26 protein-coding genes and 1 riboswitch are annotated in these 25,333 nt (G+C 74.4%); of the genes, 15 read left to right on the forward strand and 11 right to left on the reverse strand.

Features of this window, described 5'->3' with window-relative positions; all coding sequences use genetic code 11:
• Window positions 1-147 precede the first annotated feature (147 nt).
• Entirely contained in the window at window positions 148-1,317 is a 1,170-nt protein-coding gene (locus tag ACZ6O5_RS10725; RefSeq protein ID WP_465976167.1) for a type VII secretion protein EccE, read from the forward strand.
• Here ACZ6O5_RS10725 and eccD read toward each other — a convergent pair.
• Window positions 1,301-2,698, reverse strand: coding sequence for a type VII secretion integral membrane protein EccD (gene eccD, locus ACZ6O5_RS10730; protein WP_465976169.1), 1,398 nt, complete (start codon window positions 2,696-2,698; stop codon window positions 1,301-1,303). The two genes, ACZ6O5_RS10725 and eccD, sit on opposite strands and share 17 nt — an antisense overlap.
• Before the next feature lie 154 nt (window positions 2,699-2,852).
• On the opposite strand from eccD, the gene eccCa reads away from it, so the two are divergent.
• From eccCa to ACZ6O5_RS10765, 7 genes are all read left to right on the forward strand, one after another.
• Window positions 2,853-6,818 (forward strand): type VII secretion protein EccCa, encoded by a 3,966-nt coding sequence (gene eccCa, locus ACZ6O5_RS10735; protein ID WP_465976171.1) that lies wholly within the window; start codon window positions 2,853-2,855, stop codon window positions 6,816-6,818.
• 99 nt (window positions 6,819-6,917) lie between these two features.
• On the forward strand, window positions 6,918-7,298 hold the full coding sequence (locus tag ACZ6O5_RS10740) for a YbaB/EbfC family nucleoid-associated protein (RefSeq protein ID WP_465976173.1): 381 nt from the start codon (window positions 6,918-6,920) through the stop codon (window positions 7,296-7,298).
• Window positions 7,299-7,311: 13 nt separating this feature from the next.
• The gene (locus tag ACZ6O5_RS10745; protein ID WP_405092214.1) at window positions 7,312-7,605 is read left to right on the forward strand and encodes a hypothetical protein; all 294 of its coding nucleotides are present in this window, start codon (window positions 7,312-7,314) and stop codon (window positions 7,603-7,605) included.
• Window positions 7,606-7,636: 31 nt separating this feature from the next.
• Window positions 7,637-8,365 carry a hypothetical protein gene (locus ACZ6O5_RS10750; RefSeq protein WP_465976175.1) on the forward strand — a complete coding sequence of 243 codons (729 nt, stop codon included), beginning with the start codon at window positions 7,637-7,639 and terminating at the stop codon, window positions 8,363-8,365.
• On the forward strand, window positions 8,362-8,649 hold the full coding sequence (locus ACZ6O5_RS10755) for a hypothetical protein (RefSeq protein WP_465976177.1): 288 nt from the start codon (window positions 8,362-8,364) through the stop codon (window positions 8,647-8,649). Before ACZ6O5_RS10750 ends, ACZ6O5_RS10755 begins: the two co-directional genes overlap by 4 nt.
• A gap of 174 nt (window positions 8,650-8,823) precedes the next feature.
• Window positions 8,824-9,132: a WXG100 family type VII secretion target gene (locus ACZ6O5_RS10760; protein ID WP_357294299.1), complete on the forward strand. Its 309-nt coding sequence runs from the start codon at window positions 8,824-8,826 to the stop codon at window positions 9,130-9,132.
• A 28-nt stretch (window positions 9,133-9,160) separates the two neighbouring features.
• A complete protein-coding gene (locus ACZ6O5_RS10765; protein WP_013283773.1) occupies window positions 9,161-9,442 on the forward strand; it encodes a WXG100 family type VII secretion target in 282 nt (93 codons plus the stop codon).
• A gap of 155 nt (window positions 9,443-9,597) precedes the next feature.
• On the opposite strand, the gene mycP is transcribed toward ACZ6O5_RS10765, so the two are convergent.
• Window positions 9,598-10,836, reverse strand: a complete 1,239-nt coding sequence (mycP, locus tag ACZ6O5_RS10770) for a type VII secretion-associated serine protease mycosin (RefSeq protein ID WP_465976179.1) — start codon at window positions 10,834-10,836, stop codon at window positions 9,598-9,600.
• 59 nt (window positions 10,837-10,895) lie between these two features.
• A complete protein-coding gene (locus ACZ6O5_RS10775; protein WP_281943321.1) occupies window positions 10,896-11,240 on the reverse strand; it encodes a helix-turn-helix transcriptional regulator in 345 nt (114 codons plus the stop codon).
• A 170-nt stretch (window positions 11,241-11,410) separates the two neighbouring features.
• Here ACZ6O5_RS10775 and ACZ6O5_RS10780 point away from each other — a divergent pair, with 170 nt between their 5' ends.
• Window positions 11,411-12,064, forward strand: coding sequence for a carbonic anhydrase (locus tag ACZ6O5_RS10780; protein WP_425785385.1), 654 nt, complete (start codon window positions 11,411-11,413; stop codon window positions 12,062-12,064).
• A 57-nt stretch (window positions 12,065-12,121) separates the two neighbouring features.
• On the opposite strand, the gene ACZ6O5_RS10785 is transcribed toward ACZ6O5_RS10780, so the two are convergent.
• The 3 genes from ACZ6O5_RS10785 to ACZ6O5_RS10795 form a co-directional block, all read right to left on the reverse strand.
• Entirely contained in the window at window positions 12,122-13,147 is a 1,026-nt protein-coding gene (locus ACZ6O5_RS10785; RefSeq protein WP_281943317.1) for a coiled-coil domain-containing protein, read from the reverse strand.
• A 4-nt stretch (window positions 13,148-13,151) separates the two neighbouring features.
• Window positions 13,152-13,282, reverse strand: a riboswitch (cyclic di-AMP (ydaO/yuaA leader).
• Between the two features lie 154 nt (window positions 13,283-13,436).
• Window positions 13,437-14,744, reverse strand: coding sequence for a YibE/F family protein (locus ACZ6O5_RS10790; protein WP_465976182.1), 1,308 nt, complete (start codon window positions 14,742-14,744; stop codon window positions 13,437-13,439).
• A 266-nt stretch (window positions 14,745-15,010) separates the two neighbouring features.
• Window positions 15,011-15,310, reverse strand: coding sequence for a metal-sensitive transcriptional regulator (locus tag ACZ6O5_RS10795; protein WP_281943313.1), 300 nt, complete (start codon window positions 15,308-15,310; stop codon window positions 15,011-15,013).
• Window positions 15,311-15,389: 79 nt separating this feature from the next.
• Here ACZ6O5_RS10795 and ACZ6O5_RS10800 point away from each other — a divergent pair, with 79 nt between their 5' ends.
• The 4 genes from ACZ6O5_RS10800 (at window position 15,390) to ACZ6O5_RS10815 (ending at window position 19,104) form a co-directional block, all read left to right on the forward strand.
• The gene (locus ACZ6O5_RS10800) at window positions 15,390-15,596 is read left to right on the forward strand and encodes a heavy-metal-associated domain-containing protein (RefSeq protein ID WP_465976183.1); all 207 of its coding nucleotides are present in this window, start codon (window positions 15,390-15,392) and stop codon (window positions 15,594-15,596) included.
• A gap of 34 nt (window positions 15,597-15,630) precedes the next feature.
• Window positions 15,631-16,581, forward strand: coding sequence for a hypothetical protein (locus ACZ6O5_RS10805; protein ID WP_465976185.1), 951 nt, complete (start codon window positions 15,631-15,633; stop codon window positions 16,579-16,581).
• Window positions 16,582-16,597: 16 nt separating this feature from the next.
• Window positions 16,598-18,850 carry a heavy metal translocating P-type ATPase gene (locus ACZ6O5_RS10810; protein ID WP_465976187.1) on the forward strand — a complete coding sequence of 751 codons (2,253 nt, stop codon included), beginning with the start codon at window positions 16,598-16,600 and terminating at the stop codon, window positions 18,848-18,850.
• An 80-nt stretch (window positions 18,851-18,930) separates the two neighbouring features.
• Complete coding sequence (locus ACZ6O5_RS10815) at window positions 18,931-19,104, forward strand: CsbD family protein (protein ID WP_013283784.1); 174 nt, start codon at window positions 18,931-18,933, stop codon at window positions 19,102-19,104.
• An 88-nt stretch (window positions 19,105-19,192) separates the two neighbouring features.
• Here the strand turns inward: ACZ6O5_RS10815 and ACZ6O5_RS10820 are convergent, their stop codons facing one another.
• From ACZ6O5_RS10820 to ACZ6O5_RS10835, 4 genes are all read right to left on the reverse strand, one after another.
• The gene (locus ACZ6O5_RS10820; RefSeq protein WP_465976189.1) at window positions 19,193-19,828 is read right to left on the reverse strand and encodes a dihydrofolate reductase family protein; all 636 of its coding nucleotides are present in this window, start codon (window positions 19,826-19,828) and stop codon (window positions 19,193-19,195) included.
• A gap of 29 nt (window positions 19,829-19,857) precedes the next feature.
• Window positions 19,858-21,102, reverse strand: a complete 1,245-nt coding sequence (locus ACZ6O5_RS10825) for an RNA polymerase sigma factor (RefSeq protein ID WP_465976191.1) — start codon at window positions 21,100-21,102, stop codon at window positions 19,858-19,860.
• On the reverse strand, window positions 21,099-21,458 hold the full coding sequence (locus ACZ6O5_RS10830) for a YciI family protein (RefSeq protein ID WP_465976692.1): 360 nt from the start codon (window positions 21,456-21,458) through the stop codon (window positions 21,099-21,101). The genes ACZ6O5_RS10825 and ACZ6O5_RS10830 overlap by 4 nt, the downstream gene beginning before the upstream one ends.
• 177 nt (window positions 21,459-21,635) lie before the next feature.
• Complete coding sequence (locus ACZ6O5_RS10835) at window positions 21,636-22,835, reverse strand: DUF2786 domain-containing protein (protein WP_465976193.1); 1,200 nt, start codon at window positions 22,833-22,835, stop codon at window positions 21,636-21,638.
• A 138-nt stretch (window positions 22,836-22,973) separates the two neighbouring features.
• On the opposite strand from ACZ6O5_RS10835, the gene ACZ6O5_RS10840 reads away from it, so the two are divergent.
• Together ACZ6O5_RS10840 and ACZ6O5_RS10845 are read left to right on the forward strand one after the other, a co-directional pair.
• Window positions 22,974-23,837 carry a DUF3152 domain-containing protein gene (locus ACZ6O5_RS10840; RefSeq protein WP_465976195.1) on the forward strand — a complete coding sequence of 288 codons (864 nt, stop codon included), beginning with the start codon at window positions 22,974-22,976 and terminating at the stop codon, window positions 23,835-23,837.
• Between the two features lie 83 nt (window positions 23,838-23,920).
• Window positions 23,921-24,898: an aldo/keto reductase gene (locus tag ACZ6O5_RS10845; RefSeq protein ID WP_465976694.1), complete on the forward strand. Its 978-nt coding sequence runs from the start codon at window positions 23,921-23,923 to the stop codon at window positions 24,896-24,898.
• A gap of 3 nt (window positions 24,899-24,901) precedes the next feature.
• Here ACZ6O5_RS10845 and ACZ6O5_RS10850 read toward each other — a convergent pair whose 3' ends face one another.
• A complete protein-coding gene (locus ACZ6O5_RS10850) occupies window positions 24,902-25,327 on the reverse strand; it encodes an ATP-binding protein (protein WP_465976196.1) in 426 nt (141 codons plus the stop codon).
• Window positions 25,328-25,333 lie beyond the last annotated feature (6 nt).

Genomic DNA, 25,333 nt, shown 5'->3' on the forward strand with positions numbered 1-25,333 from the left:
GCCGGGTGGGCCCGCGACGATCAGGGCCGAACAGCGCCGCGGGCTTCCCTACGATAAGGGGCCGTCGGGGGTGCGCCGGACCCCGTCCGCCGCCCGGCGAGGGCATCCGCCGGCAGATGCCCACATGTCCAGAAGGGACGCTCACCGATGACGCAGCTCCAGGCGCCACCCGGTCGTACGGCGACCGCCCCCGCCCCGGCGGACCGGCCGGTGACGCCGGCGGACAGCCGACGCCGGGGCCGCCTGGGCCCGGTCGTCGTCGGTCAGCTCGTGGTGGCCGAGTGCGCCGCGCTCGCCGTCTGGTTCGCCACCGCCGGCCCGACCTGGCTGCTCGCCACCGTGGCGCTGCTCGCGCTGCTGTCCGTGGTGGCCGCGTTCGCCCGGCGGGGCGGCCGATGGTGGTACGAGGACCTGTTGCTCCGCCGTCGGCTGCGCCGTCGTCGGGACCGGGCCCGGGGCGCGCTGCCGGCCGGTGACCCCCGGTTGGCCGCGCTCGCGCCCGAGCTGACCGTGGTGGAGCTGACCGAGCGCGGCACCCGGCTCGGCATCGGTCAGGACGACCGGGGCTGGTTCGCGGCGGTGGCGCTGACCGGTCGGCCCGGTGCGCCCGCCGGGTCGATCGAGGCGGCGACCGTGGACCGTGCCCTCGCGGTGCTCGCCGACTTCGCCGGCCCGGTCACCCAGACCCAGGTCGTCTCGCACACCCTGGTCTGGTACCCCGCGCCGGGGGCGGCCCCGGCCGCGCACCGCACCGTGTGGGTGGCGCTGCGGCTGGCCGTGGGTGACGCCCGGGCCGAGACGGTGAGCCGCGGCGGCGGCCTGCGCGGCGTGCACCGGACGGTGGCGGCAGGCGTGGGTCGGCTCGGCAAGGCGTTGCACGCCGCCGGGCTCGGGCACCGCGTGCTGGGTCGCGACGAGCTGCACGCGGCGGTGGTCTCCGGGGCCGGGCTCGACCTGGCGCCGGAGTCCCCGACCGAGACCTGGACCGGCCTGCGCGGGGGCGGCTGGACGCAACGCTGCCTGGCGCTGCGGGTCCGTCCCCACGGCTCGCTGGGCGCGCTTGTGGACGCGGTCACCGCCACCTCCGCGCCGTCGCACACGGTCGCGGCGGTGGTGCTCCCCGGTGGCCGGCGGCTCCCCCCGCTGCTGCGGGTGGCGGCCATGGACGGGCACGCCGAGGCGCTGGTGAAGGCCGTCCGGGAGATGGCCCGCCGGGCCGGGGTGCCGGCCCGCCCGCTGGACGGCCAGCACGGGCCCGGCGTCTACGCCACCGCGCCGGTGGGCACCGCGATGGGCACCGTCACGGTCGAAGGTTGACGATCCAGCCGTACGCGCCGCAGACCCAGACGGCCAGCGGCACCAGCGCGACGATCAGCAGGATCTCGACGATGTCCAGGACCCGCCCCCAGACCGGGGAGATCCGCTTGCCGGCCACGGTGAGCCCGTAGACCAGGCTGATCACGGCCACCACGGTCAGCCCGCCGAGGATCAGGCCGAGCCGCACCGGCAGCGAGCCGGCGTCGAAGACCGCCGCGGCGACCAGCCCGAGGCCGAGCGTGCCGGCGAGCAGCACCGGGGTGCGTTGGTCGCGGCCGAGGAACGGGCGGGCCCGCAGCAGCGACAGCAGCGCGAGCACCAGGCAGAGCAGCACCGCCGGGAGCCGACCGTCAACGGCCAGCACCAGCTCACCGCCGAGCACCAGCAGCGCGACGGTCCACAGCAGACCGGTGAGGAACCCGTCGGCCCGCTCGCTGTCGCGCAGCACGGACGGCCCGTCCACCGACTCGGTGTCGGTCTTCAGGTCCTCCGGGCCGGTCGGAATGGACGGCACCGGCAGCCGGGCGAGCCGGTAGGCGAGCATCGGCAGCGCCGGCAGCGCGCCGAACGCCACGGCCGACACCACCGCCGCCGAGGCGGCGGCGTCGATGTCGAAGGCCAGGCTGAGCACCGCGCCGAAGCCGACCGCCGCGCCCACGCCCACCGTGCCGAGGAACCACGGCGTCCGGTCCCCGACGGCGAGCGCGGCGAGCGCGCCGAAGAGCACCACGGCGGTGCCGGCGAGCAGCACGTGCGGGCTGGCCAGTTCGGTCAGCGGCCGGTCCCCGGCGAGCACCAGCAGGCCGCCGACGCCCGCGTGGCCGACCCCGACCAGGGCCAGCACCGCGCCGGTGCGGCTGTCGCCGGCCGCCCGGGACAGCACCGCGGCACCGACCAGCAGGGCCACCGCGACCACCAGGGCGGCCACCGCGCCGGGGAGCTGCGGCGGCCCGGCGAGCAGCGCCGCGACCGCGCCGGCAGCCAGCGCCGAGGAGGCGAGCAGCACCGCGTACGCCCGGGTGGTGCCCACCTGCCAGGCGCCGGCCCGTTGGGCGGTGGAGGTGGCGACGGCGTCCACCACGTCGTCGAAGACGATCTCGGGCGCGGTGGCGGCGCGCGGGTTGAAGTAGAGCACCTCGCCGTCGCGGACGTCGAGCTGCGCGGCGGTACGCCCGCCGTCGAGCGGCGGCCCGCCGAGCCGGGACAGGCTCCACCCGCCGTGCCCCACGCCCTCGTCGGCGAGCTCCTCGCCGGCGTGGCGCAGCAGCGTCGGCAGCAGGTCGGCCAGGGGGACGTCGGCGGGGAGGGCCAGGTCCATCCGGGTCCGCGGCGCCACGATGGTGATCCGGCTCAGCCCGCCGGTCGCCGTCTTCGTCGCCACAGTGGCCTCCTCGCGCTCGCCTACGATCCCGCCGGCCGTCGACGTCGTCCCCACGGGTCCACGACGCCTCCGGGAGATTACCTACGATGGCGGTCGCACAGGTCGCCCACCCGACGCTCGCGGCGGTGGCGGACCTGCGGGGGAGGGGAGAGCCGTGGGTACGGTGGTGTTCCGCCGGCCACCGCGTCAACCGGGGCCGGCGATGCCGCGCGGTGAGGTGCTGCTGGAGTCCCCGCCCGAGTTGCCGGAGCCGCAGGCCAAGGGCATGGGGCAGGTGCTGATGATCCTGCCGATGCTCTGCGGCGTCGGCGCGATGGCCTTCCTCTACGCCGGCCGTGGCGGCGGCATGATGACGTACGTGGCCGGCGGCCTGTTCGGCGTGTCCATGTTGGGCATGGCGATCGGCACGCTCGGCACCGGCGGCAACGACAAGGCCGAGCTGAACGCCCAGCGCCGCGACTACATGCGTTACCTGGCGCAGATGCGCAAGCGCACCCGGCGGGCGGCCGAGCAGCAGCGCGCCGCGATGACCTGGCGGCACCCGGAGCCGGACGCGCTCTGGTCGATCGCCGCCTCCCGCCGGCGGTGGGAGCGGCGGCCCACCGAGGACGACTTCGGCGAGGTACGCATCGCGCTCGGCCCGCAGCGGCTGGCGGTGGAGATCGTGCCGCCGGAGACCAAGCCGGTGGAGGACCTGGAACCGATGAGCGCGATCGCGTTGCGCCGGTTCGTCCGCGCCCACTCCAGCGTGCCGGAGCTGCCCACCGCGCTGTCGCTGCGGGCGTTCGGCCGGATCGCGTTGCGCGGCGACCGGGAGCCGGTGCTCGACCTGGCGCGGGCCGCGCTGGGCCAGTTGGTGACGTTCCACGCCCCGGAGGACCTGCTGGTGGTCGTGGTGGCCGCGCCGGACCGGCAGCCGGCCTGGGACTGGGTCAAGTGGCTGCCGCACGCCCAGCACCCGGGGCGTACGGACGCGGCGGGCGCGCGCCGACTGGTCTTCGCCGGCCTGGCCGAGGCGGAGTCGGCCCTCGCCCACGAGCTGGGTGGCCGGCCCCGGTTCACCCCCGAGGCGAAGCCGCTCACCACCGCGCCGCACGTGGTGGTGGTGCTCGACGGCGGCGAGGTGTCGGCGACCTGCGCGCTGACCGGGCTGGGGCTGCTCGGCACCACGGTGGTGGACCTGTCCGGGGCGGTGCCCCGGGACGCCGGCCGCTGGCTGCTCGGCCTGGACGTCGGCGACGGCACCGGGCTCGGCCTGATCGGTGCCGCCACCGCGCCCCGGCTCGGCCGGCCGGACCGGTTGACCCGGCCGGCGGCCGAGGGGTTGGCCCGGCAGCTCGCGCCGTTCCGGCTCTCCCCGCAGCAGGGCGCCAGCACCGACGAGCCGCTGGCCCGCAGCATGGAGCTGCCCGACCTGCTCGGCGTCGGCGACGCGGCCACGGTGGACGTCCGGCAGACCTGGCAGCCCCGCAACCACCGGGACCGGCTGCGTATCCCGCTCGGCCTGGGGCCGGACGGCAACGTGGTCGAGCTGGACTTCAAGGAGTCCGCGCACGAGGGCATGGGCCCGCACGGCCTGGTCATCGGCGCGACCGGTTCCGGCAAGAGCGAGCTGCTGCGGACCGTGGTCGGCGCGTTGGCGGTCACGCACTCCTCGGCGGAGCTGAACTTCGTCCTGGTCGACTTCAAGGGCGGCGCGACGTTCGCCTCGCTCGACGCGTTGCCGCACACCAGCGCCGTGATCACCAACCTGTCGGACGAGCTGCCGCTGGTCGACCGCATGCGCGACGCGCTGGCCGGCGAGATGAACCGGCGGCAGGAGGTGCTGCGGGCGGCCGGCAACTACGTGTCCCGCTACGACTACGAGAAGGCGCGGGCGGCCGGCGAGCCGCTGGAGCCGATGCCCAGCCTGCTCATCATCTGCGACGAGTTCTCCGAGCTGCTGGCCGCCAAGCCGGACTTCATCGACCTGTTCGTGATGATCGGCCGGCTCGGTCGGTCGCTCGGCGTGCACCTGCTGCTCGCCTCGCAGCGGCTGGAGGAGGGGAAGCTGCGCGGGCTGGACACGCACCTGTCGTACCGGATCGGCCTGCGGACGTTCTCGGCGGTGGAGAGCCGGATCGTGCTGGGCGTGCCGGACGCGTACGAGCTGCCGAGCGCGCCCGGGCACGGCTATCTCAAGACCGACACGGCCACCATGCTGCGGTTCCGCGCCGCCTACGTCTCCGGCCCGTACCGGGCGCCGGGGCAGGTGCAGCGCTCCACCCGGGCGCAGGTGCAGCGCCGGATCGTGCCGTACGGCGTCGACCACGTGCCGGTGCCGGCGCTGCCGAGCGCGGCGGAGACCGCGCCGGAGCCCGAGCAGACCGGCGACGGCAAGACCGTGTCCACGCTGGACGTGCTGATCGGCCAGCTCGCGGGGCGGGGACGCCCCGCGCACCAGGTCTGGCTGCCGCCGCTGGCCGAGCCGTCCGGGTTGGCCGAGTTGCTGCCGCCGTTGAGCGTGCACCCGACGTTCGGCCTGACCACCGCGGAGTGGCCGGGCCGCGGCCGGCTCGCCGTGCCGGTGGGCATCGTGGACCGGCCGTACGAGCAGCGCCGCGACCCGATGATGGTCGATCTTGCCGGGGCCGGCGGCAACGTGGTGATCGTCGGCGCCTCGCTCAGTGGCAAGAGCACCATGTTGCGCTCACTGCTGGCCGCCCTGGCACTCACCCACACGCCGCGCGAGGTGCAGTTCTTCTGCCTCGACTTCGGTGGTGGCGCGCTGCGCAGCCTGGACGCGCTGCCGCACGTCGCGGGCGTGGCCGGCCGGCGTGATGTCGAGGCGGTCCGCCGGACGGTGGCCGAGGTGGTGGCCGTGCTCGACGAGCGGGAGAACCGGTTCACCCAGCACGGCATCGACTCGGTGGCGAGCTACCGCCGGCGGCGGGCCGCCGGGGAGTTCGCCGACGACCCGTTCGGGGACGTCTTCCTCGTCGTGGACGGCTGGAACACACTGCGCCAGGAGTACGAGGAGCTGGAGCAGACCATCACCAACCTGGCCAACCGGGGGCTGGGCTTCGGCGTACACGTGGTGGTCACGGCGGTGCGGTGGGCGGAGATCCGGATCAGCATGCGTGATCTGCTCGGCACCAGGCTGGAGTTGCGGCTGGGTGACCCGGCCGAGTCGGAGATCGACCGGCGGGCCGCGCAGAACGTGCCGGTCGGTGCGCCGGGTCGCGGCCTGACCCGCGACAAGCTGCACTTCCTGACCGCGGTCTCGCGGATCGACGGCAGGCGCGACATCGAGGACCTGACCGAGGCGTCGGTCGCGTTGGCCGGGCACGTGGCGGCGAACTGGCCGGGCCGGCCGGCGCCGAGGGTCCGGCTGCTGCCGCGCAGGCTCACGGTCGACGAGCTGGCCACGGTGGTCGACCGGGCCGTCCCGGGCATCCCGATCGGGGTGAACGAGTCGGCGTTGGCCCCGGTCTACCTCGATCTGGCGGGCGAGCCGCACCTGACCGTCTTCGGCGACGCCGAGTGCGGCAAGACCAACCTGCTGCGGCTGATCGCCCGGGGGATCGCCGAGCGGTACACGCCGGCGCAGGCGCGGTTGGTCATCGCCGACTACCGGCGTGGCCTGCTGGGCGCGGTCGAGGGGGACCACCTGCTCGACTACGCGCCGTCCAACCAGGTGTTCGGTCAGGGGCTCGGCTCGATCCGCAGCGCCCTGCAGAACCGGCTGCCGGGCCCGGACGTGACGACCGCGCAGCTCCGCGACCGGAGCTGGTGGAAGGGGCCGGAGCTGTACATCCTGGTGGACGACTACGACCTGGTCGCCTCCGGCGGGAGCAACCCGCTCAGCGCGCTGCACGAGCTGCTGCCGCAGGCGCGGGACATCGGCCTGCACCTGATCGTCACCCGGCGGGTGGGCGGCGTGGCCCGGGCGCTCTACGAGCCGGTGCTGCAACGCCTGCGCGAGCTGGACTCGCCGGGCCTGCTGATGTCCGGCAGCCGGGAGGAGGGCGCGGTCTTCGGCAACCTGCGGCCCAGCCCGCAGCCGCCGGGCCGGGGCACCCTGGTCCGCCGCCGCGACGGCCAGCAGTTGATCCAGACCGCCTGGACGGAGCCGGCCTGACGGGTCGGACGGCGGACCGTCGGTCCGGTAGCGTCGGCGCGACGTCGCGAGTGTGGAGGGGAGCCCGTGGTGAGTAGCCCGTCGGGTATCGGTGGAGCCGTGGAGAGCCTGTTGCGGCAGGCCCAGGAGCAGCAGCGCCGGCTGGTCGAGCTTCAGCAGCAGCGGGCCGAGCTGCGGGTGGCCGGGGAGAGCCCGGACGGCCTGGTCCGGGTGACTGTCGACGGTGAGATGAAGGTCGGGAACATCGAGCTGAACGCCCGGGCCATGCGGATGGACAGCTTCTCGCTGGCGGAGTCGGTCCAGGCGGCCGTGGACGCGGCGTACGCGGCCTTCGCGGAGCGGCAGCAGGAGATGCTGGCCGAGACGCTCGGCGACTCCGACCTGGTCCGCCGCGCGCAGGACGGCACGCTGACCCCGGAGGACTGGTTCCGCCAGTTCGGGGTGGACCTGTCCGACCCGACCCGCGGTCTGCGGCGCTGAGCGGGGGCCGACGATGGCGAACACGGTGGACGTCGACGCGATCCGTAAGGCCGGCCGGATGCTCGACGCGCCGGACGGTCCGATCCAGTACCTGCGCAACGTGCAGACGCTGCTGGCGGACGTGAAACTGCCGGGCGGCGCGTTGAGCATGTTCGGCCACGGTGCGGTGGAGCGGCACAACGCCTCGGTGGACGGGCACCTCGACAATGTCCGGGCCGGCATCGAGCACCTGCACCGGGCCGCGGAGCAGCTCGAACAGAGCGCGAAGAACTGGGAGAAGTCGGATCAGCCCTGGGTGGTCAAGTGACCGGCCGGGTCGACCAGGGGGAGGACGCCTGATGCCACCGGAGATCTTCATCGCCAACGCCTCCGGCTCGGTGACCGGCACGGTCTCGGTCGCCGAGACGACCGCGCCGGTCCGGTCGGCGGCGGCGATCGCCCGGGGCAACCTGATGTGGATCGCCGCCTCGGCGGGGCTGATCGGCGCCATCCTCTACCTGGAGATGTTCGACAACCAGCAGGTCAACGAGACGATCAAGAAGTGGGAGGAGGCCGCGCGTCTGCTCGGGTCGGATCAGTTCGGCGCCGCGATGGCGGCGGTCCCGCCGGACGCGAAGGAGTGGGACTTCGACGACCGGGACGCGTTCGACCTCTTCATCCGCAAGCTCGGCGCGGAGATCGACTCACTGGCCGACGCGTTCAACACCAACAAGGAGACGCTCACCTCGGCCCGGGACGCCTACAACGACGCGGTCTCCGGGTTCGCCCAGGCGATGATGCCGGTCCTGGTGGCGGTGATCGCCTCGATCGCGCTCCAGTTCTTCCCGGCCACCTCCGCGTTGGCACAGGCCATCGGCATCGCCGGCCTGACGGCGACCGCCGCCATCCTGGTGATGGTCTTCGGGGACATCGGGGCGCTCCTGCACGCCGTGATGGCCGGGTTCAACACCGACAGCCGGGTGATGTTCGCGGCGGACTCCCGGCCCGGTTGGGCGCCCACCGGCACCGACCCGGGGATCAAGGACATCAAGATCGACTGGGTCAAGGACAGCAAGTTCTACCAGTGACGGGAGCCGACCACGTGGACACGCTGATCACCTGGTTGTTCGTCTACTTCGTGCTCACCATCCCGGGCTTCCTGGTGCTGGCCCTGATCGCCGGGCTGACCCGATCGCCCCGGCTCCGGCTGGCCGCCGAGGTGGTGGTGCTCAGCGGCTGCGCCGCGCTGCTGGTGGTGGTGGTCGAGGGCGCCTTCGACAAGCCGCTGCTGTGGCTGGCGGCGGCGCTGCTGGTCGCGGTGCTGATCTTCGGCGTGACGCTGCTGGTCAGGACGCGCCGCGACCGGATCTGACCACGACCCGTGCCTCCACTGCGGACAGTCGGCTTCGGGTCGCTCGGCAGGGCTGCGCGGTTTGGACGTCGTCCGCTACGGTTCGCTTGATGTGCCGTCGGTGGGGTGGATTCGCCTTGCCGCGGGGAGGGCGCGGCGGATCCGCCGCCACAAGATGACGGAAGGGTGTGAAGCATGGCGTTCGAGGTCAGTGCAGCGAGTCTGCACACCGCCGCGAGTGACGTGCGGTCCACGCGCAGCGATGTCGACGGTGAGCTCAAGAAGCTGTGGAACGTGGTCGACGACCTGGCCATGGCCTGGAAGGGCCAGGCTTCCACGGGCTTCCAGGGCCTGATGACCCGCTGGAACGAGGACACGAACAAGCTGCTCACCGCGATGGACAACATCGCTGACCTGCTCGACAAGTCCGGCACGACGCACCAGGTCAACGACGAGGAGCAGCAGCAGATGCTGGACAAGTTCCACGCTGCGCTCAACCCGTGATCCGCGTAGACAGGCAGAGGGGGAATCGATGAGCATCAAGGTTGACTACGCCGTCCTCGAGAGCAGCAACCAGCAGATGCAGGCCATCTCGCGGACCATCGACGAGAAGCTGGACACGCTGCGGGCCATGCTGACCAAGCTCGAGTGGGAGGGCCAGGACCGGGCCGCCTACCAGCAGCACCAGGCCCAGTGGGACGCCGCCGTGCGGGACATCAACAAGGTCCTCAACGAGATCGGCGGCGCGGTGGGCATCGCCCGCGAGAACTACATGACCACGGAGATGAGCAACTCCAAGGTCTGGGGCAACTGACCTCGACCGGTCCGGCACGGCTCCGCTCCGGCTCGCGTCGGGCGGAGCCGTGCCGTGTTCCGGGCCCGGCGGCCCGGGCCCGGCGGCTCGGGTCCGCCCCGGCCCGGGTCCGCCCTGTCTCGGCTCGGCCGTCCGCGTCGCCGGCCGGTCGTGCGTCAGGCGTCCCGTGGGACGTCGCGCCGGCCGGGTCGCCATCCGCGTCGCCGGCCGCGTACCAGGATCGGGCGCACCGTCAGCAGCACGCCGGCCAGCAGCGTGCCGACCACGGCGACCCAGATCGCCGCGGTGCGCTGCCGTTCCAGCGGGTCGGTGCGCGGGGCGGGCGGCGGCAGCGCGCCCAGCGGCGGGTCGCTCCGGGTGCCCAGCAGGCTGGTCACCGCCCGGTAGGGATTGACCATCCCGTAGCCGACCTGCGGGTTGTGCCCGTCGGGTGGGTTGTCCGCGGTGCGGGTCAGCCGGTAGGCCACCTCGTCGGGGCTGATGTCCGGGTACGCGGCGCGCACCAACGCCGCCGCCCCGGAGACGTACGCGGTGGCGAAACTCGTCCCGCCCTGCGGCTCGGCCCGGTAGCCCGGACCCTGCGGCGCGGGGCCGACGATGTTCAGGCCGGGGCCGGCGATGTCCACGTAGTCCGCGCTGACCGAGCTGCCGACGTGCCCGCCCTGCTCGTCGATGCCGGCCACGGCGATGACCCCCGGGTACGCCGCCGGGTAGGCCGGCCGGTCCTCCCGGTTCTCCTGCCGGTTACCGGCGGAGGCGACCACCACCACGCCCTTGTCGAGCGCGTGGGCGACCGCCGACCGCAACGCCGGGTCGTCCAGCGTGACCAGGGACAGGTTGATCACGTCGGCGTCGTGGTCGACCGCCCAGCGGATCGCCCGGCCGATCTCAGCCGGCACGTCCGGGTCGAAGTTCTCCTTGTTCTCCGCCAGCACCCGCAGCGGCAGGATCCTGGCGTCCGGCGCGATGCCGGTGTAGGGCGAACCGCTGCCCTCCCGGCCGGCGATGATGCCGGCCACCATGGTGCCGTGCCCGACCAGGTCGCACTGCCCGCGCAGGTGGACCAGCCGGTTGAAGTCCTCGCCGGGCAGCACCCGGCCGCGCAGCAACGGGTGGGTCGGTGAGACGCCGGAGTCGACGACCGCGACGGTGACGCCCCGCCCCTTGCCGACCCGCCAGGCGGCGGCCGGGTCGAGCCGGCTCAGCGCCCAGGGCGCCTCGGTGGGGGCCGGACCGCCGGTGGGCCCGCACTTCGGTGCCGCCACCGCCGGGGCGGGCACCGCCGCCGCACCGGCGACGAGGGCGGCCACCGCCGTTCCGGACAGGACGGACCTGACCCGGTGGCCGGCCCGGGCGCGTCCTGTCGTCCGGCCCGGCCGCAAGCTGTCGCGCACGCGGTGAGATTACCGTCGTGGCCGGTCGCGTGCGGGCACGGCCGGCCGCCCGGTCGTGGTCAACGCTCGGGGGTGGCGTCGGTGGCCGCCGGTTCGGCGGCGAAGAGGTCGAGCAACGCCCCGACCTGCTGGTCGGCCTCGGCGGGGTGCCGGAAGCGGCCGTTCGGGTTGATCGTGTACTCGTTGCGCCTACCCACCCGGGTGCGGTGCAGGTAGCCGCCGGCCTCCAGGTCGGCGACGATCGCCTGGGCCGCCCGCTCGGTGACGCCCACCTCGTCCGCCACGTCCCGCAGCCGCGCCGTGGGGTTGCGCGCGATGGCCAGCAGCACGTGCCCGTGGTTGGTGAGGAAGGTCCAGTGCCGGCGGCTCCCGTCCTCGCCTGGTGTGGTCGCCATGGTGGTCATCGTATGGCGTGGCGGGCGACTGCCCGGACCCGGAGCAGGTCGAGTCATAACGCATGAAACGCGTATCACGAAATCTTGACGTGCCATCGGTCTCGTGTGACGGTGGGTCGCGAGGCCGACACCGCCGACCGCCGGCCTGGTCGTTCCGCCCGAGGACGAGGTGAGCAGCGATGATCCCGAGCACTCCCGACGAGGCACTCGCCGAACTGCGGGCCGGTAACCACCGGTTCGTCACCGGCGTGCCGCAGCATCCGAACCAGGACGCCGGGCACCGGGCCGCGGTCGCCGAGGGCCAGCACCCGTTCGCGGTGATCGTCGGCTGCTCCGACTCCCGGCTCGCCGCCGAGATCATCTTCGACCGCGGTCTCGGCGACCTCTTCGTGGTGCGTACCGCCGGGCACACCGCCGGCCCCGAGGTGCTCGGCAGCGTCGAGTACGCGGTGACCGTGCTCGGCACGCCGCTCGTGGTGGTGCTCGGCCACGACTCGTGCGGCGCGGTCCAGGCGGCCCGCGAGGCGGTCCGCACCGGCTCCGCGCCGGCCGGGCACCTGGGCGCGGTGGTGGACGCCGTCTCGCCCAGCCTGCTCCGGGCCGCCCGGCAGGAGGTCACGGACCTCGACGGCATCATCGACATCCACATCGCGCAGACCGTGGAGACGCTGCTGGCCCGCTCGACGGTGCTCGCCGAGCGGGTGGCCGCCGGAGCGTGCGCGGTGGCCGGCATGTCGTACCGGCTCAGTGGCGGCGAGGTGCGGACGGTGGCGCAGTCCTCGGCCCCGGTGCCCGCGCCGGCCGCACCGGTGGACCCGGCGCTCGCCGGCTGACCACCCCCCGGACACACGGAAGGGGCCGCCCGGAGGCGGCCCCTTCTCGCGTACGCGTCAGAGCAGTGACATGTGCACGTGGTCGGTGTGGTTCGAGGGGCCGCTGTAGGAACTCCAGCCGGTCGCCGGGAACCAGATCTGCCGGTTCCAGATCACGTAGTAGATGCCCAACCGGTCGGCGTTACGGATGAGGAAGGCGGCCACCTCGTTGCCGTACCGGCGGGTGTCGTTGTTGTGCCACGGCGAGAAGCCGCTGTTCTGCAACGACCAGTCGCACGCCTTGCCCTTGGGGTGCTCCCACGGCCCGCCGGGGCGGTAGCAGCCCACGAAGCGGTTGAAGCCGGCGCGCTTGACCTCCTTGTACGCGTGCAGCGTGCGCGGCGTGACGCAGCCGGAGGTGGTCGGGTCGTTCTCGCTGCACGACTCGGACTTCCACCCGCCGTCGGCGGTGCGGCCGGGGCCGATCTTGGCAACCGGCGAGGTGGCCGAGACCAGGCCGCCGGTGAAGTCCAGCCCGCCGACCAGCTTCAGCGCCTTCTGCGCCTCGACCTTCTCGCGGGCCATCGCGTTCGTCTGCTTCTCCTGCTCGCGCACCTCGGCGTCGAGCGCGATCTTGGCCTGCTCGGCGCGCGTCTTCACCGCGTTGATGGCGGCGAGCCGCTGCCCGTTGAACAGGTTGAGTTCGTCCAGGGCGCTGGCCCGGCGGACGAACGAGTCGGGCGAGTCGCTCTCCAGCAGCATCGCCATCGCACCGACCCGACCGGTGCGGTAGGACTGCGCGGCGATCTCGGTGACCTGCGGGCTGAGCGCGTCGAGCTCGTTCTGCGCCGCCTTCACCTCGAGCGCGAGCTTGAGCTGCCGCTTGCGCGACGTGTCCAGCTTGGACTTGGCCTGGAGATAGGCCCGGTTGGCGGCGGTGACGGCCTCGCTGATCAGCGGTGGGTCGTCGTCCTCCGAGTGCCCCGAGGGGTTGGGGGCGGCGGTGTGCGGGGCTGCCGACGCCGGGGTTGGCCCGACCAGCACGGCGAGCGCGGCGAGCACGGCCACCACGGGTGTCAAGCAGCGGCGCAGGGGTGCCGTCACAGTGTTCCCTTCCGTCGGCCGCCGACCGGGTTAGCTGACGGGTTCGGGACGGAAGCGGCCCCTACCGCTGACGCGGATTCACCCCATGTACCTGGTTCCCCGGCTCGCCCGGAGGCGATTGGGCGGCGGCACCGCAGGCGCGGGTGCGCGCCTTCGGCGGTGACCGGCAGCGAGGTTACCCGAGATGTCGACCGGGGATCTACGCCCGGAAGCCGACCAATCGCGAGAATTCGACATTGCCCAGCGTGACCAGCATCGCGTTTCTCGCCCGCCGTCACGCTGCGGAGTGTCACCATGCGACATCCGTACTTCCCCGGCGGCCGGGCCACCGTTCGGCCGGCGTTCCGCCGAGCGCCTCCAGCGCCTCGCCGCGGGCCGCCGGGGGCCGGTCCGGCGGTGGTGACGACGCCCCGGCCGCCGGCCCGCGCCGTCCGGCGGTGGCCACGACCGCGGCCAGCGCGGTGGTGAGCGGTACGGCGGCGATCAGACCGAGCGTCGCCACCGCGCTGCGGACGATCTCCTGGGCCAGGAACTCGCTGGTGAGGATCTCGCTCACCGGCCGGGAGTCGGCCACCAGCAGGAGCAGCAGCGGCAGCGAGGCGCCCGCGTACGCCAGCACGATGGTGTTGACAGTGGACGCGATGTGCGCCCGGCCCACCCGGGTGGCCGCCCGGTAGAGCTGCCGCCGGGACAGGTCGGGGTTGGCGTGCGCCAGCTCGGTGACGGTGGCCGCCTGGGTGACCGTGACGTCGTCCAACACGCCCAGCGAGCCGATGATGATGCCGGCCAGCAGCAGCCCGTGCAGGTCCACGCCGCCCTGGAACATGGAGAGCGTGGTGGCGTCCTCGCTGCCGAAGCCGGTCAGGTGGGTGGCGGCGGTGGCGAGCGTGCCCAGCACGCCGGTGACCACCAGGCTGCCGAGCGTGCCGAGCACCGCCACCGACGTCTGCGCGCTGATCCCGTGGGTCAGGTAGAGCACCACGAACATGATCAGCGCGGCGCCGACGATCGCCACCGGCAGCGGGGACCGGCCGGCGCCGATTCCGGGCAGCACGAAGCCGAGCAGGATGGCGAAGCTCGCCACCAGGCCACCCAACGCGGCCAGCCCGCGCCAGCGCCCGAACGCCACGATCGCGGCGGCGAAGAGCGCCACCAGCCAGATCAACGGCGTGGCGCGCTGGTGCTCGGCGATGTTGTACGCCTTCACCGACGGGTCGGCCGGGTCGGTCAGCTCGACCAGGATCACCTCGTCGCCGACCTCGACGCGCGGCGCCCCGGGCCCGGCCGGGATCGGCGTCTCGACCTGCCGGCCGGCGTCCGGGCCCTGCTCCGCGGCGACCGTCACGGTGCCGCACCGGCCGCCGCCACCCTCGGGGGCCTCCGGGGTCGGTGGGCAGGGCTCGGTCACCACCCGGGTCACCGTGCCGTGGTGGCGTGGCACGTTCTCGGCTTCGGCCGGCTCCGGGCCGCCGCCCCGGGGCCAGAGCACCAGCGCCGCGAGCACGGTGAGCACGAAGAGCGGCACCACGGTCGCGAGCAGGAGCCGGCGTACGCCCGGCGGCGCGGCGGGGGCGGGACGGGTGTGGTCGGCGCCCACGGCGGCTCTCCCTACGGGTCGCGGCGCACCGGTTCACCGGCCCGGTCGTCCACCCGGCCGGCGCGGACGCGTCCTGCCACGCCCGGGCTCGCCGCCCGGGTCATGGTAGCCACCCCACCTGCGCGATCTTGCAGTTGCGGCCCCGGCAAACGGCGCGAACAGGGCGCTTCGAGGGCCGCAACTGCAAGATCGGCGGGGCGGGGGCGGGGAGGGGCGGGGCGGGGGCGGGGAGGGGCGGGGTGGGGCGGGGTGGGGTGGGGAGGGGGTCAGCCGCGTTTCATGAGGCGGCCTACGGCGGCCATCATCTCGGTTGCCATCTCGTCGGCTCGGCCCTCGGCGGCGCCCTCGTGCATGCAGTGTCGGGCGTGGCCGTCGAGCAGGCCCAGCGCGACCTTGTCCAGCGCGGCCTGGATGGCGGAGATCTGGGTCAGCACATCGATGCAGTAACGGTCGTCCTCGACCATCTTCTCGATGCCCCGGACCTGCCCCTCGATGCGGCGGAGCCGCGCGAGCAGTTGGTCCTTGCTGGCGGTGTAGCCCCGGACCGGGGTGGACGGCGTGGTCATGCGTCGAGGATACCGTACCCCTCGGGGGTATGATACCGTACGACTCGTACCCCCAGGGGGTATCGGATCGGAGGGCGAGATGGACACCACCTACCAGGTGCGGGGCATGACCTGCGGGCACTGCGTCAACGCGGTCAGCACCGAGCTGAGCGCGCTGCCGGGCGTCACCGACGTCCAGGTCGACCTGGACGCCGGCCGGGTCACCGTCACCAGCCGGGAACCACTGGACGCGGACGCCGTGCGCGCCGCCGTCGACGAGGCCGGCTACGACCTCGCCGGGGCGTGACGGGTCCGCGGACCCGCAGAACCGAGGAGGCACCATGAACACGGCGACGAAGCTGAGTGGCTTCGCGCTCGGCCTCGCGGCGGTGTTCGCCGGGGCGTACGGGATCGGTCACGTGGCCGGTCCCGCCGCCCCGGCCGCCGAGACCCGGCACGACACCACCGACACCGACCACGCAGCCGCCGGCCACGGCGACGGGAGCACCGGCGGCGCGCACCTGCCCGGCGGCCTGCTGGTCTCCGAGCGGGGCTACACGCTCCAGCCGGTGACCGCCCCGGCCGGCGAGTTCGCGTTCCGGATCACCGGCCCGGACGGCGCACCGGTCACCCGCTACGAGGTGGCGCACGACAGGCGCATGCACCTGATCGTCGCCCGCCGCGACCTGTCCGGCTTCCGGCACGTGCACCCGGAGCTGGCCGCCGACGGCACCTGGCGGGTCGCCTCGCCGCTCGCCGGGCCCGGCGTCTGGCGGGCGTTCGCCGACTTCACGCCGACCGGCGGCGAACCGCTGACGCTCGGCGTCGACGTCACCGTCCCCGGCCCGCTGGCCGCCCGGCCGCTGCCGGCGCCGGCCACCACCGCCACGGTCGACGGCTACACGGTCACGCTCACCGGCACGCCGGAGCCGGGCCGCACCAGCCGGCTCACGCTCACCGTCAGCCGGGCCGGTCGCCCGGTCACCGACCTCCAGCCCTACCTCGGCGCGTACGGGCACCTGGTGGCGCTGCGCCAGGGCGACCTGGCCTACCTGCACGTGCACCCGGAAGGCACGCCCGACGACGGGCGCACGCCCGCCGGGCCGGCGGTCACGTTCGCGGCCGAGGTGCCGTCCGCCGGGGCGTACCGTCTCTACCTGGACTTCCGCCACGGCGACGCGGTGCACACCGCCGAGTTCACCGTCCTGGCCGGCGATCAGCCCACGCCGGCATCCACCACCGCACCGACCCCGGACGCCGGACACGGCACGCCGGGGCACGGGCACAGTTGACCGGGGAGGTGTCGCGATGACCACCACGGGAAAGACGCTGCCGACCGCGCCGAACCTGATCGAACTCGCGATCGGCGGCATGACCTGCGCGTCCTGCGCCGCCCGGATCGAGAAGAAGCTCAACCGGATGGACGGCGTCGAGGCCACGGTGAACTACGCCACCGAGAAGGCCACCGTCCGGTACGCCGACGACATCGCGCCGGCCGACCTGATCGCCACCGTGGAGAAGACCGGCTACACGGCCGAGGTGCCGCCGCCCGCCCGCGCCGGGGAGGGCACGGCCGCCGAGCCGGTCGACGAGCTGCGGGTGGCGCGTACCCGGCTGTGGGTGTCCGCCGTGCTGACGCTGCCGGTGATCGTGCTGGCGATGGTGCCGGCCTGGCAGTTCGACTACTGGCAGTGGGCCTCGCTCACGCTGGCCGCGCCGGTGGTGGTCTGGGGCGGGCTGCCGTTCCACCGGGCCGCGCTGGTCAACCTGCGGCACGGCGCGGCGACCATGGACACGCTGGTCTCGCTCGGCACGCTGGCCGCGTTCGGCTGGTCGCTCTGGGCGCTCTTCCTCGGCGACGCCGGGATGCCCGGGATGACGCACCCGTTCCGGTTCGACATCACCCGCGGCGACGGCGCCGGCAACATCTACCTGGAGGCCGCCGCCGGGGTGACCGTCTTCATCCTGGCCGGGCGCTACTTCGAGGCGCGGGCCAAGCGCACCGCCGGCTCCGCGCTGCGGGCCCTGCTGGAGCTGGGCGCGAAGGACGTGGCCGTGCTGCGCGGCGGGTCGGAGGTCCGGATCCCGGTCGACCAGCTCGCGGTCGCCGACCGGTTCGTGGTCCGGCCCGGCGAGAAGATCGCCACCGACGGCGTGGTCGAGGAGGGCACCTCGGCGGTCGACGCCAGCATGCTCACCGGCGAGTCGGTGCCGGTCGAGGTCGGGCCGGGCGACGCCGTGGTGGGCGCCACCGTCAACGCCGGCGGCCGGCTGGTGGTCCGGGCCACCCGGATCGGCGGCGACACCCAGCTCGCCCAGATGGCCCGGCTGGTGGAACAGGCGCAGACCGGCAAGGCGGCGGTGCAGCGCCTCGCCGACCGGATCTCCGGCGTGTTCGTGCCGATCGTGATCGCCCTGGCCGCCGGCACGCTGGGCTGGTGGCTCGGCACCGGCGCCGGGCCGACCGCCGCGTTCACCGCCGCCGTGGCCGTGCTGATCATCGCGTGCCCGTGCGCGCTCGGCCTGGCCACCCCGACCGCGCTGCTGGTCGGCACCGGGCGCGGCGCGCAGCTCGGCGTGCTGATCAAGGGACCGGAGGTGCTGGAGTCCACCCGCCGGGTGGACACCGTGGTGCTGGACAAGACCGGCACCGTCACCACCGGCCGGATGACGCTGGCCGAGGTGCTGCCCGCCGACGGCGAGGACGCCGGCGAACTGCTCCGGCTGGCCGGCGCGCTGGAGGCGGCCTCCGAGCACCCGATCGCGCGGGCGGTCGCCGAGGGCGCGGCCGAGGCCGGGCCGACGCCCGCCGTCGGTGACTTCGCGAACGCCGAGGGGCTCGGCGTGACCGGCACGGTCGACGGCCGGAGCGTGGTGGTCGGGCGGCTCCGACTGCTGCGGGAGCGCGGTCTCGACGTACCCGAGGAGGTCGTGCGCGCCGCGACCGGCGCGGAGGCCGCCGGCCGCACGGCGGTCCTGGCCGGCTGGGACGGGCGGGCCCGGGGGGTGCTCGCGGTGGCCGACGCGGTGAAGCCGACCAGCCGGGCGGCGGTCGACCGGCTGCGCGGCCTGGGGCTCACCCCGGTGCTGCTCACCGGCGACAACGCCACCGTGGCCGGGGCGGTGGCCGCCGAGGTGGGCATCGACGAGGTGATCGCGGAGGTGCTGCCCGCCGACAAGGTGGCCGTGGTCGAGCGGCTCCAGGGCGAGGGCCGGGTGGTGGCCATGGTCGGGGACGGGGTCAACGACGCCGCCGCGCTGGCCCGCGCCGACCTCGGGCTGGCCATGGGCACCGGCACCGACGTGGCCATCGAGGCCGCCGACCTGACGCTGGTGCGGGGCGACCTGCTGGCCGCGGCGGACGCCATCCGGCTCTCCCGCCGCACGTTGACGATCATCAAGGGCAACCTGTTCTGGGCGTTCGCCTACAACGTGGCCGCGCTGCCGCTGGCCGCTGCCGGGCTGCTCAACCCGATGCTCGCCGGCGCGGCGATGGCCTTCTCGTCGGTGTTCGTGGTGGCGAACAGCCTGCGGCTGCGGCGCTTTCGCCCGATCGGGTGACGCCGGGCACCGGCATGATTGGGCGGGCGACCGGTTGGGTAACTCGTTGTCGTCACGCAACTGTTGAGCTGGAGGTTCCGATGGGTCTCGACGACAAGATCGACAACGCTTCCCAGGACACCGCGGGCAAGGTCAAGGAGGGCGTCGGCCGGGCGACCGACAACGAGCGCCTCGAGGCCGAGGGCCGCAACGACCAGGCCGGCGCCAAGCTCAAGCAGGCCGGCGAGAAGATCAAGGACGCCTTCAAGAGCTGACGTACGCTCGCACACCTCACCGGGCCGGCCTTCGGGCCGGCCCGGCGTGCCGCGTGGCGAGGAACGCTCGCGCCGACCCGACGCCGGGTCAGCGCGGCACGCGGTAGCGGATGTGGGTGACGGTGGGACCCGCGACCACCCGCTCCGGCGTCAGGGCCACGTCCAGCGGTCCGTCGAAGAGCGGCGTGCCGCCGCCCAGCACGATCGGCACCACGTGCAGCCAGAGCGAGTCGAGCAGGCCCGCCGCCAGGTAGCCGCGTACCGTGCCGCCGCCACCGGCCACACACACGTCGCCGTCGCCGGCCGCCTCCCGGGCCCGCTCCAGCGCCGCCTCGGCGCCGTCGGTGACGAAGTGGAACTCCGTGCCGCCGGCCATCAGCAGCGACGCCCGCGGGTGGTGGGTCAGCACGAACACCGGGGTACGGAACGGCGGATCGGCACCCCACCACCCGGTCCAGGCCCGGTCCCACGGCCCCTCGCCGCCGCCGAACATGCGCCGGCCCATCACGTACGCCCCGACGCCGGCGGTCATCTCCTCGACCACGTCGGCGTCGACGGTGCGTTCCCCGCCGGTGAGGGCGTGCTGCGCGCGCCAGCTCTCGGTGGCGAACGCCCACTCGTGCAGCCGCAGGCCGCCCTGCCCGAGCGGATCCTGCACGCTCTGACCCGGCGCGGCCACGTACCCGTCCAACGACATCGACAGTTGACTGGTGACCTCTCCCATGAGGAGTGGACCCGCCGGGCCGGCGGAACTCATCGCTCGGCGGCCAGCCGCGCGGCGCGTACCTCCAGGTAACGCCGCTCGGGCAGGCTGGTGGTGGCCCGGGCGGCGGCCAGGTAGGCGGTCCGGGCGTCCGCCCGGTCGCCGGCCAGTTCGAGCAGGTGGGCGCGGACGGCGGCGAGGCGGTGGTGGCCGGCGGTCCGGTCGTCGGCGTGCAGCGGGGCGAGCATCGCCAGGCCCGCCCGAGGGCCGTCCACCATGGCCACCGCGACGGCCTGGTTGAGCGTGACCATCGGGTTGGGCGCGAGCCGGGCCAGCACCCGGTAGAGCGCCACGATCTGCGGCCAGTCCGTGGTCGCGGCGGTGGGCGCCTCCGCGTGCACCGCGGCGATGGCGGCCTGCACCTGGTACGGGCCGGGCGCCGACCAGGTCAGCGCGTCGGTCACCAGCGCGATCCCCTCCGCCACGGCAGCGGTGTCCCAGCGGGTGCGGTCCTGCTCGGCCAGCGGCACCAGCTCCCCGTCCGGTCCCACCCGGGCGGCCCGGTGCGCGTCGGTGAGCAGCATCAGCGCCAACAGCCCGGCCACCTCGCCCTGGTCCGGCAGCAGCCGGTGCAGCTCCCGGGCCAGCCGGATCGCCTCCCCGGTCAGCTCGGCCCGGTGCAGCGCCTCCCCGCTGGACGCGGTGTAGCCCTCGTTGAAGATCAGGTAGAGCACCCGCAGCACCGCGCCCAGCCGTTCGTCCCGGTCCGCTCCCGACGGGAGCGTGAAGCGTGCCCCGGCCGCCTCGATCCGCTGCTTGGCGCGGCGGATCCGCTGGCTCATCGTCGCCTCCGGCACCAGGTGCGCCCGCGCGACCTCGGCGGTGCTCAACCCGCCCACCGCGCGCAGCGTGAGCGCCACCTGGGCGTTGACCGGCAGCGCCGGGTGGCAGCAGAGGAACAGCAACCGCAACGTGTCGTCCCGGCTCGGCGGCTCCTCGTCGGCGGGCGGGGCGACCGCCGCGTACGCCGGCTGCCGGACCGCCACCGCGACCTCGCGCGCCCGGCGGGCGTGTTCGCTGCGCCACTCGTCGGTGAGCCGGCGGGTGGCCACGGTGACCAGCCAGGCGCGGGGATGCTCCGGCACGCCCTGCGCCGGCCACCCGGTGGCGGCGGCGAGCAGCGCCTCCTGGACCGCGTCCTCGCAGGCGTAGAACTGGCCGTGCCGGCGGACGAGCACGCCGAGGACCTGCGGCGCGAGTGTCCGCAGCAGGTCCTCGACCGCCCGGGAGGTCACATCTCCGTCCCGGCCTGCTCCATCACCGCGCGCACCTCCAGCACGCCGAAGCCGAGCCGCACGTCCGGCCAGCTCGCGGCGATCTCGACGGCCCGCTCCGGCGTCTCGCAGTCGACCGTCAGGTAGCCGGCGAACTGCTCCTTGCTCTCCACGAACGGGCCGTCGGTGATCTCCGTGCCGCCGCCCGCGGGGCGTACGGTCCGGGTCTGCGACGGGTCGGCCAGCGCCTCCCCGCCGACCAGCTCACCGGACTCGGTCAGCGCCTTCATGATGTCGCCGACCTCGCCGAAGATCGCGGTGCGCTCCGCCTCGGTCAGCTCGTCGGCGAAGCCGGGCCGGTTCCAGATCAGCAGCATGTACTTCACGGTCCACTCCTCGGGTACGGGCCACCGTCGGTGGCGCCTCACGGACGGGTCGGAGCCGACCGGCCCGATCCGACACGGGGGAGACGCCTCTTCGGGTGCGTCTGACGTCGCTCCACCACTACAAACGCACCTGAACCTCGCACGCCTCGCGTCGGGCGGGAAGACGGGTCAGCGTGGGCCGCGCAGGGGGCGGGGCGCGGGGCGGCCGGCGTCCAGCGAGGCGCGGTCGGCGGCGGTGGTGCCGGAACTCCACCCCTCCGTGTCACGCACCTGGAGCCGGTGCCGGGTGGTGCCGGGAAAGAGCTGGTCGGCGCGTTCCCGGACGGCGTCCGACCGGGCCGCCAGCACCGGCAGCAGCCGGTCGTCGGCGTGTTCCTCGGCCGCCGCCGTGCTGGCCGCCCGCAACCGCTCCCCGATCCGCAGCGCGAACGCGTTGAGGAACGACTCGTCGTAACCCTTCGTACGCCGGCCGCCGCCCTTGCCGCGCCCACTGCGATCGCCACGCCCGCGCAGCATCGCGGCGGTGGCCTGCACCAGCAGCGACGTGTGCAGCAGCTCCACCGCGGCCAGGTCGGCCGGGAACCCGAGCACGGTGGCGAAGCCCAGGTCGTCGGACCAGACCGACTCGCACCGGTTCGCCGCCGCCACCTCCTGGACCAGCAGTGCCTTCGCCGCCGCGTACGGGGCGTCGGTGCCGAGGCGCATCCCGCCCGGCTGGTCGGGCCGCTCGGCGGTGGCGGCGAGCAGCGCCGCGTCGATGCTGTGCCGGGCCATCAGCTCCTGCGCCTTCGCGGTGAAGGCCTCCGCCTCGGCCGGGTAGCCGCTCGACTCGGCCTTGGCCAGCAGCGCGCGTACCCGGTCGAGCATCCGGGAACCGGTGGCCGGCACGGCGGCGAGCGGGACGGCGGCGGCGCCGGGCGGTGGCCGGAGCACCGCGATCGGCGGCAGTGACTCGACCAGCGCCAGCGCGTCGACCGCGTCCCGCAACGCGGTGATCCGGTCGCCGTCGGCGCGGCGGTCCAGCCAGCCCGCGTCGGCGTCCCAGTGGGCGGCCAGGTCGGTGAGCTGCTCGTCGAACCAGGCCGGCACCGGTGCGGGCAGCGCGCGCCGCTGGGCGGCCAGCGTGTCGCGCAGCAGCCGGGCACCGCGTGCGGTCAGCCGGCGGGTGGCGAGCCGGTCCAGGTCGACCGGCTGCCAGCCGCGCGGCCAGAGCCGCCCGGCGGCGCGGGACAGGCGGGCGAGCAGCGCCGCGTCCACCGCCGCGCCGTCGCCCACCACCAGAGCGTCGAGGGCGCGCTCGGCGGCGCGTACGTCGGTGCCGCGCGCCGCCGCGAGGGCGTCGTCGAGCAGCGTCTCGGCTGGTGACACGGGTGGCTCCCTGGATTCCGACAGGCGGCAGGTCGTCCACCCCGGCACAGACGGTACCCGGCCCTTCCGTTCAACCGTCCGGGCCTGGTATCCGTACTCCTGGCCGGAACGCGGGTGGGGCGACGGACGGAGAGCGGCGTGGGCGGGCAGGACCGGGGCGTGCACCGCCGCCGACGACGACGGTCGGGGGCCGGCCTCCGCGCGTTCGCGGCGGTGCTCGTCGTGACCGGCCTCACGGCGATCGGTGGGTACGCGGTGCGACGCCACCCGGAGCTGCTGGCCTCGGTCGGGGTGGACCGGACCGTGCCGGCGGCGATGCCGTCCGCGCGCCCGCCGGCGGCGACCGCCCCGCCGGTGAAGGTCGCCCCGTCGCCGGTCCCGGCAGCCGGCCGGGTGCCACCCGCCATCGGCTACCCGCTCCGGGGCGGGGGCGGGTTCCGCACCGCCGACACCACCGGCGCGGTCGCCGGGCGCGGCGGTGAGCTGCTGCGGTACCGGGTCGCGGTCGAGGACGGCATCCGCAACGTGGACGTGGAGCGCTTCGCCCGGGACGTCGCGGCGACGCTCGCCGACCCGCGCGGCTGGACCGGTGACGGCCGGTGGCGGCTGCAACGGGTGGGCCGGGACGCGCCGGCCGACTTCACCGTGCTGCTGACCACGCCGGTCACCCGGGGGGAGCTGTGCGGCGACCCGACCGACCGCTACACGTCCTGCCGCAACGGCGACCGGGTGGTGATCAACGTGGCCCGCTGGGTGTACGGCGTGCCGCACGTGCCCGACCTCGGCCTCTACCGGCACTACCTGCTCAACCACGAGGTGGGCCACCGGCTCGGCCACGGCCACGAGCGCTGCCCCCGCTCCGGCGGCCCGGCGCCGGTGATGGTGCAGCAGACGCTCGGCCTGCACGGTTGCACGCCGAACGCGTGGCCGCTGGTGGGTGGCGAGCCGCTGGCCGGGCCGTCCGGGCAGTACGACGACCCGATCCCGGCCGGGGACCACTGACCCGCCGACCCGCCGGGTGAATACGTCCCGGTGGCCGGGCCGCCGGACTGCGCAGCCCGGACGGCGGTGGTGAGATGGACCGCATGGATTACGTGACGTTCGGCTCCACCGGCCTTCAGGTGTCCCGGCTCTGCCTGGGTTGCATGAGCTACGGCGAGCCGGGACGGGGCACGCACCCGTGGTCGCTGCCGGAGGACGACGCCCGGCCCTTCATCAGGCAGGCGCTGGAGCTGGGGGTGAACTTCTTCGACACCGCCAACGTCTACTCCGACGGCACCAGCGAGGAGATCGTCGGCCGGGCGTTGACGGACTTCGCCGACCGCGACGAGGTGGTGATCGCGACGAAGGTCCACGGCCGGAGGGGGTCGGGACCGAACCGGGGCGGCCTGTCCCGCAAGCACATCATGAGCGAGATCGACGCGAGCCTGCGCCGGCTCGGCACCGACTACGTCGACCTCTACCAGATCCACCGTCTCGACCCGGCCACGCCGATCGAGGAGACGCTGGAGGCACTGCACGACCTGGTCCGGGTCGGCAAGGTCCGCTACCTCGGCGCCTCGTCGATGTACGCGTGGCAGTTCGCCAAGGCGCTCGGGCTCGCCGAGCGGCACGGCTGGACCCGGTTCGTCTCGATGCAGAACCACTACAACCTGATCTACCGCGAGGAGGAGCGGGAGATGCTGCCGCTCTGCCTCGACGAGGGCGTCGCGGTGATCCCGTGGAGTCCGCTGGCCCGCGGCCTGCTGACCCGCGACCCGGGGGAGCGGACCGCGCGGGCGGACACCGACGAGTTCGGCCGCAAGCTGTACGCGCGGACCGAGGAGCACGACCGGGCGGTGGTCGACGCGGTGGGCCGGGTCGCCGCGCGGCGTGGCGTGCCGCGCGCCCAGGTGGCGTTGGCCTGGGTGGCGCGTCATCCGGCGGTGACCGCGCCGATCGTCGGGGCCACGAAGCCGCACCACCTGACCGACGCGGTCGCCGCGCTGGAGATGGAGTTGACCGACGCCGAGGTGGCGGAGCTGGAGGCGCCGTACGTCCCGCACCCGGTGTCCGGTTTCTGAGCGTTACCGGGAGAAGGAGGCCCAGATGTTCTTGGTCTCCCCGGTGGCGTACCAGCCGACGTCGAGCGAGATCGACTGGGCCAGGAAGAGCCCGCGCCCGCCCGAGTCCATCGGGTGGATGTCGGACAGCTCCGGCACCGAGCTGACGTCGTGGTCGGCCACGTCGAGCAGGAAGCAGTCGTCGGTGGCCAGCAGCGTGACGATGGTGGGGGGTCGCCCGTGCCGGAGCGCGTTGCTGGCCAGCTCGGTGACGACGAGCAGCACCATGTGGGGCACCTCGTCGAGATCCTCGCCCTGCACCAGCCCGTGCCGGTTCAACGCGTCGCGCAGCAAGGCGCGCACTTCCCGCAGCTCAGCAGGGGTGGCGAGCACCCACCGCTCCAGCTCGGCGGCCTGCGGCGGCGGCGGCGACGTGCGCAACTGTCCCATGATCTG

The sequence above is a fragment of the Micromonospora sp. NPDC049201 genome (assembly GCF_055586805.1).

Coding starts and splice junctions, on each gene's coding strand:
- ACZ6O5_RS10725 (WP_465976167.1), top strand. CDS start 148: ATGACGCAGCTCCAGGCGCCACCCGGTCGTACGGCGACCGCCCCCGCC.
- ACZ6O5_RS10745 (WP_405092214.1), top strand. CDS start 7,312: ATGGCGAACACGGTGGACGTCGACGCGATCCGTAAGGCCGGCCGGATG.
- ACZ6O5_RS10750 (WP_465976175.1), top strand. CDS start 7,637: ATGCCACCGGAGATCTTCATCGCCAACGCCTCCGGCTCGGTGACCGGC.
- ACZ6O5_RS10760 (WP_357294299.1), top strand. CDS start 8,824: ATGGCGTTCGAGGTCAGTGCAGCGAGTCTGCACACCGCCGCGAGTGAC.
- ACZ6O5_RS10765 (WP_013283773.1), top strand. CDS start 9,161: ATGAGCATCAAGGTTGACTACGCCGTCCTCGAGAGCAGCAACCAGCAG.
- ACZ6O5_RS10775 (WP_281943321.1), bottom strand. CDS start 11,240: ATGACCACCATGGCGACCACACCAGGCGAGGACGGGAGCCGCCGGCAC.
- ACZ6O5_RS10780 (WP_425785385.1), top strand. CDS start 11,411: ATGATCCCGAGCACTCCCGACGAGGCACTCGCCGAACTGCGGGCCGGT.
- ACZ6O5_RS10795 (WP_281943313.1), bottom strand. CDS start 15,310: ATGACCACGCCGTCCACCCCGGTCCGGGGCTACACCGCCAGCAAGGAC.
- ACZ6O5_RS10800 (WP_465976183.1), top strand. CDS start 15,390: ATGGACACCACCTACCAGGTGCGGGGCATGACCTGCGGGCACTGCGTC.
- ACZ6O5_RS10805 (WP_465976185.1), top strand. CDS start 15,631: ATGAACACGGCGACGAAGCTGAGTGGCTTCGCGCTCGGCCTCGCGGCG.
- ACZ6O5_RS10810 (WP_465976187.1), top strand. CDS start 16,598: ATGACCACCACGGGAAAGACGCTGCCGACCGCGCCGAACCTGATCGAA.
- ACZ6O5_RS10815 (WP_013283784.1), top strand. CDS start 18,931: ATGGGTCTCGACGACAAGATCGACAACGCTTCCCAGGACACCGCGGGC.
- ACZ6O5_RS10820 (WP_465976189.1), bottom strand. CDS start 19,828: ATGGGAGAGGTCACCAGTCAACTGTCGATGTCGTTGGACGGGTACGTG.
- ACZ6O5_RS10830 (WP_465976692.1), bottom strand. CDS start 21,458: ATGCTGCTGATCTGGAACCGGCCCGGCTTCGCCGACGAGCTGACCGAG.
- ACZ6O5_RS10845 (WP_465976694.1), top strand. CDS start 23,921: ATGGATTACGTGACGTTCGGCTCCACCGGCCTTCAGGTGTCCCGGCTC.
- ACZ6O5_RS10850 (WP_465976196.1), bottom strand. CDS start 25,327: ATGGGACAGTTGCGCACGTCGCCGCCGCCGCCGCAGGCCGCCGAGCTG.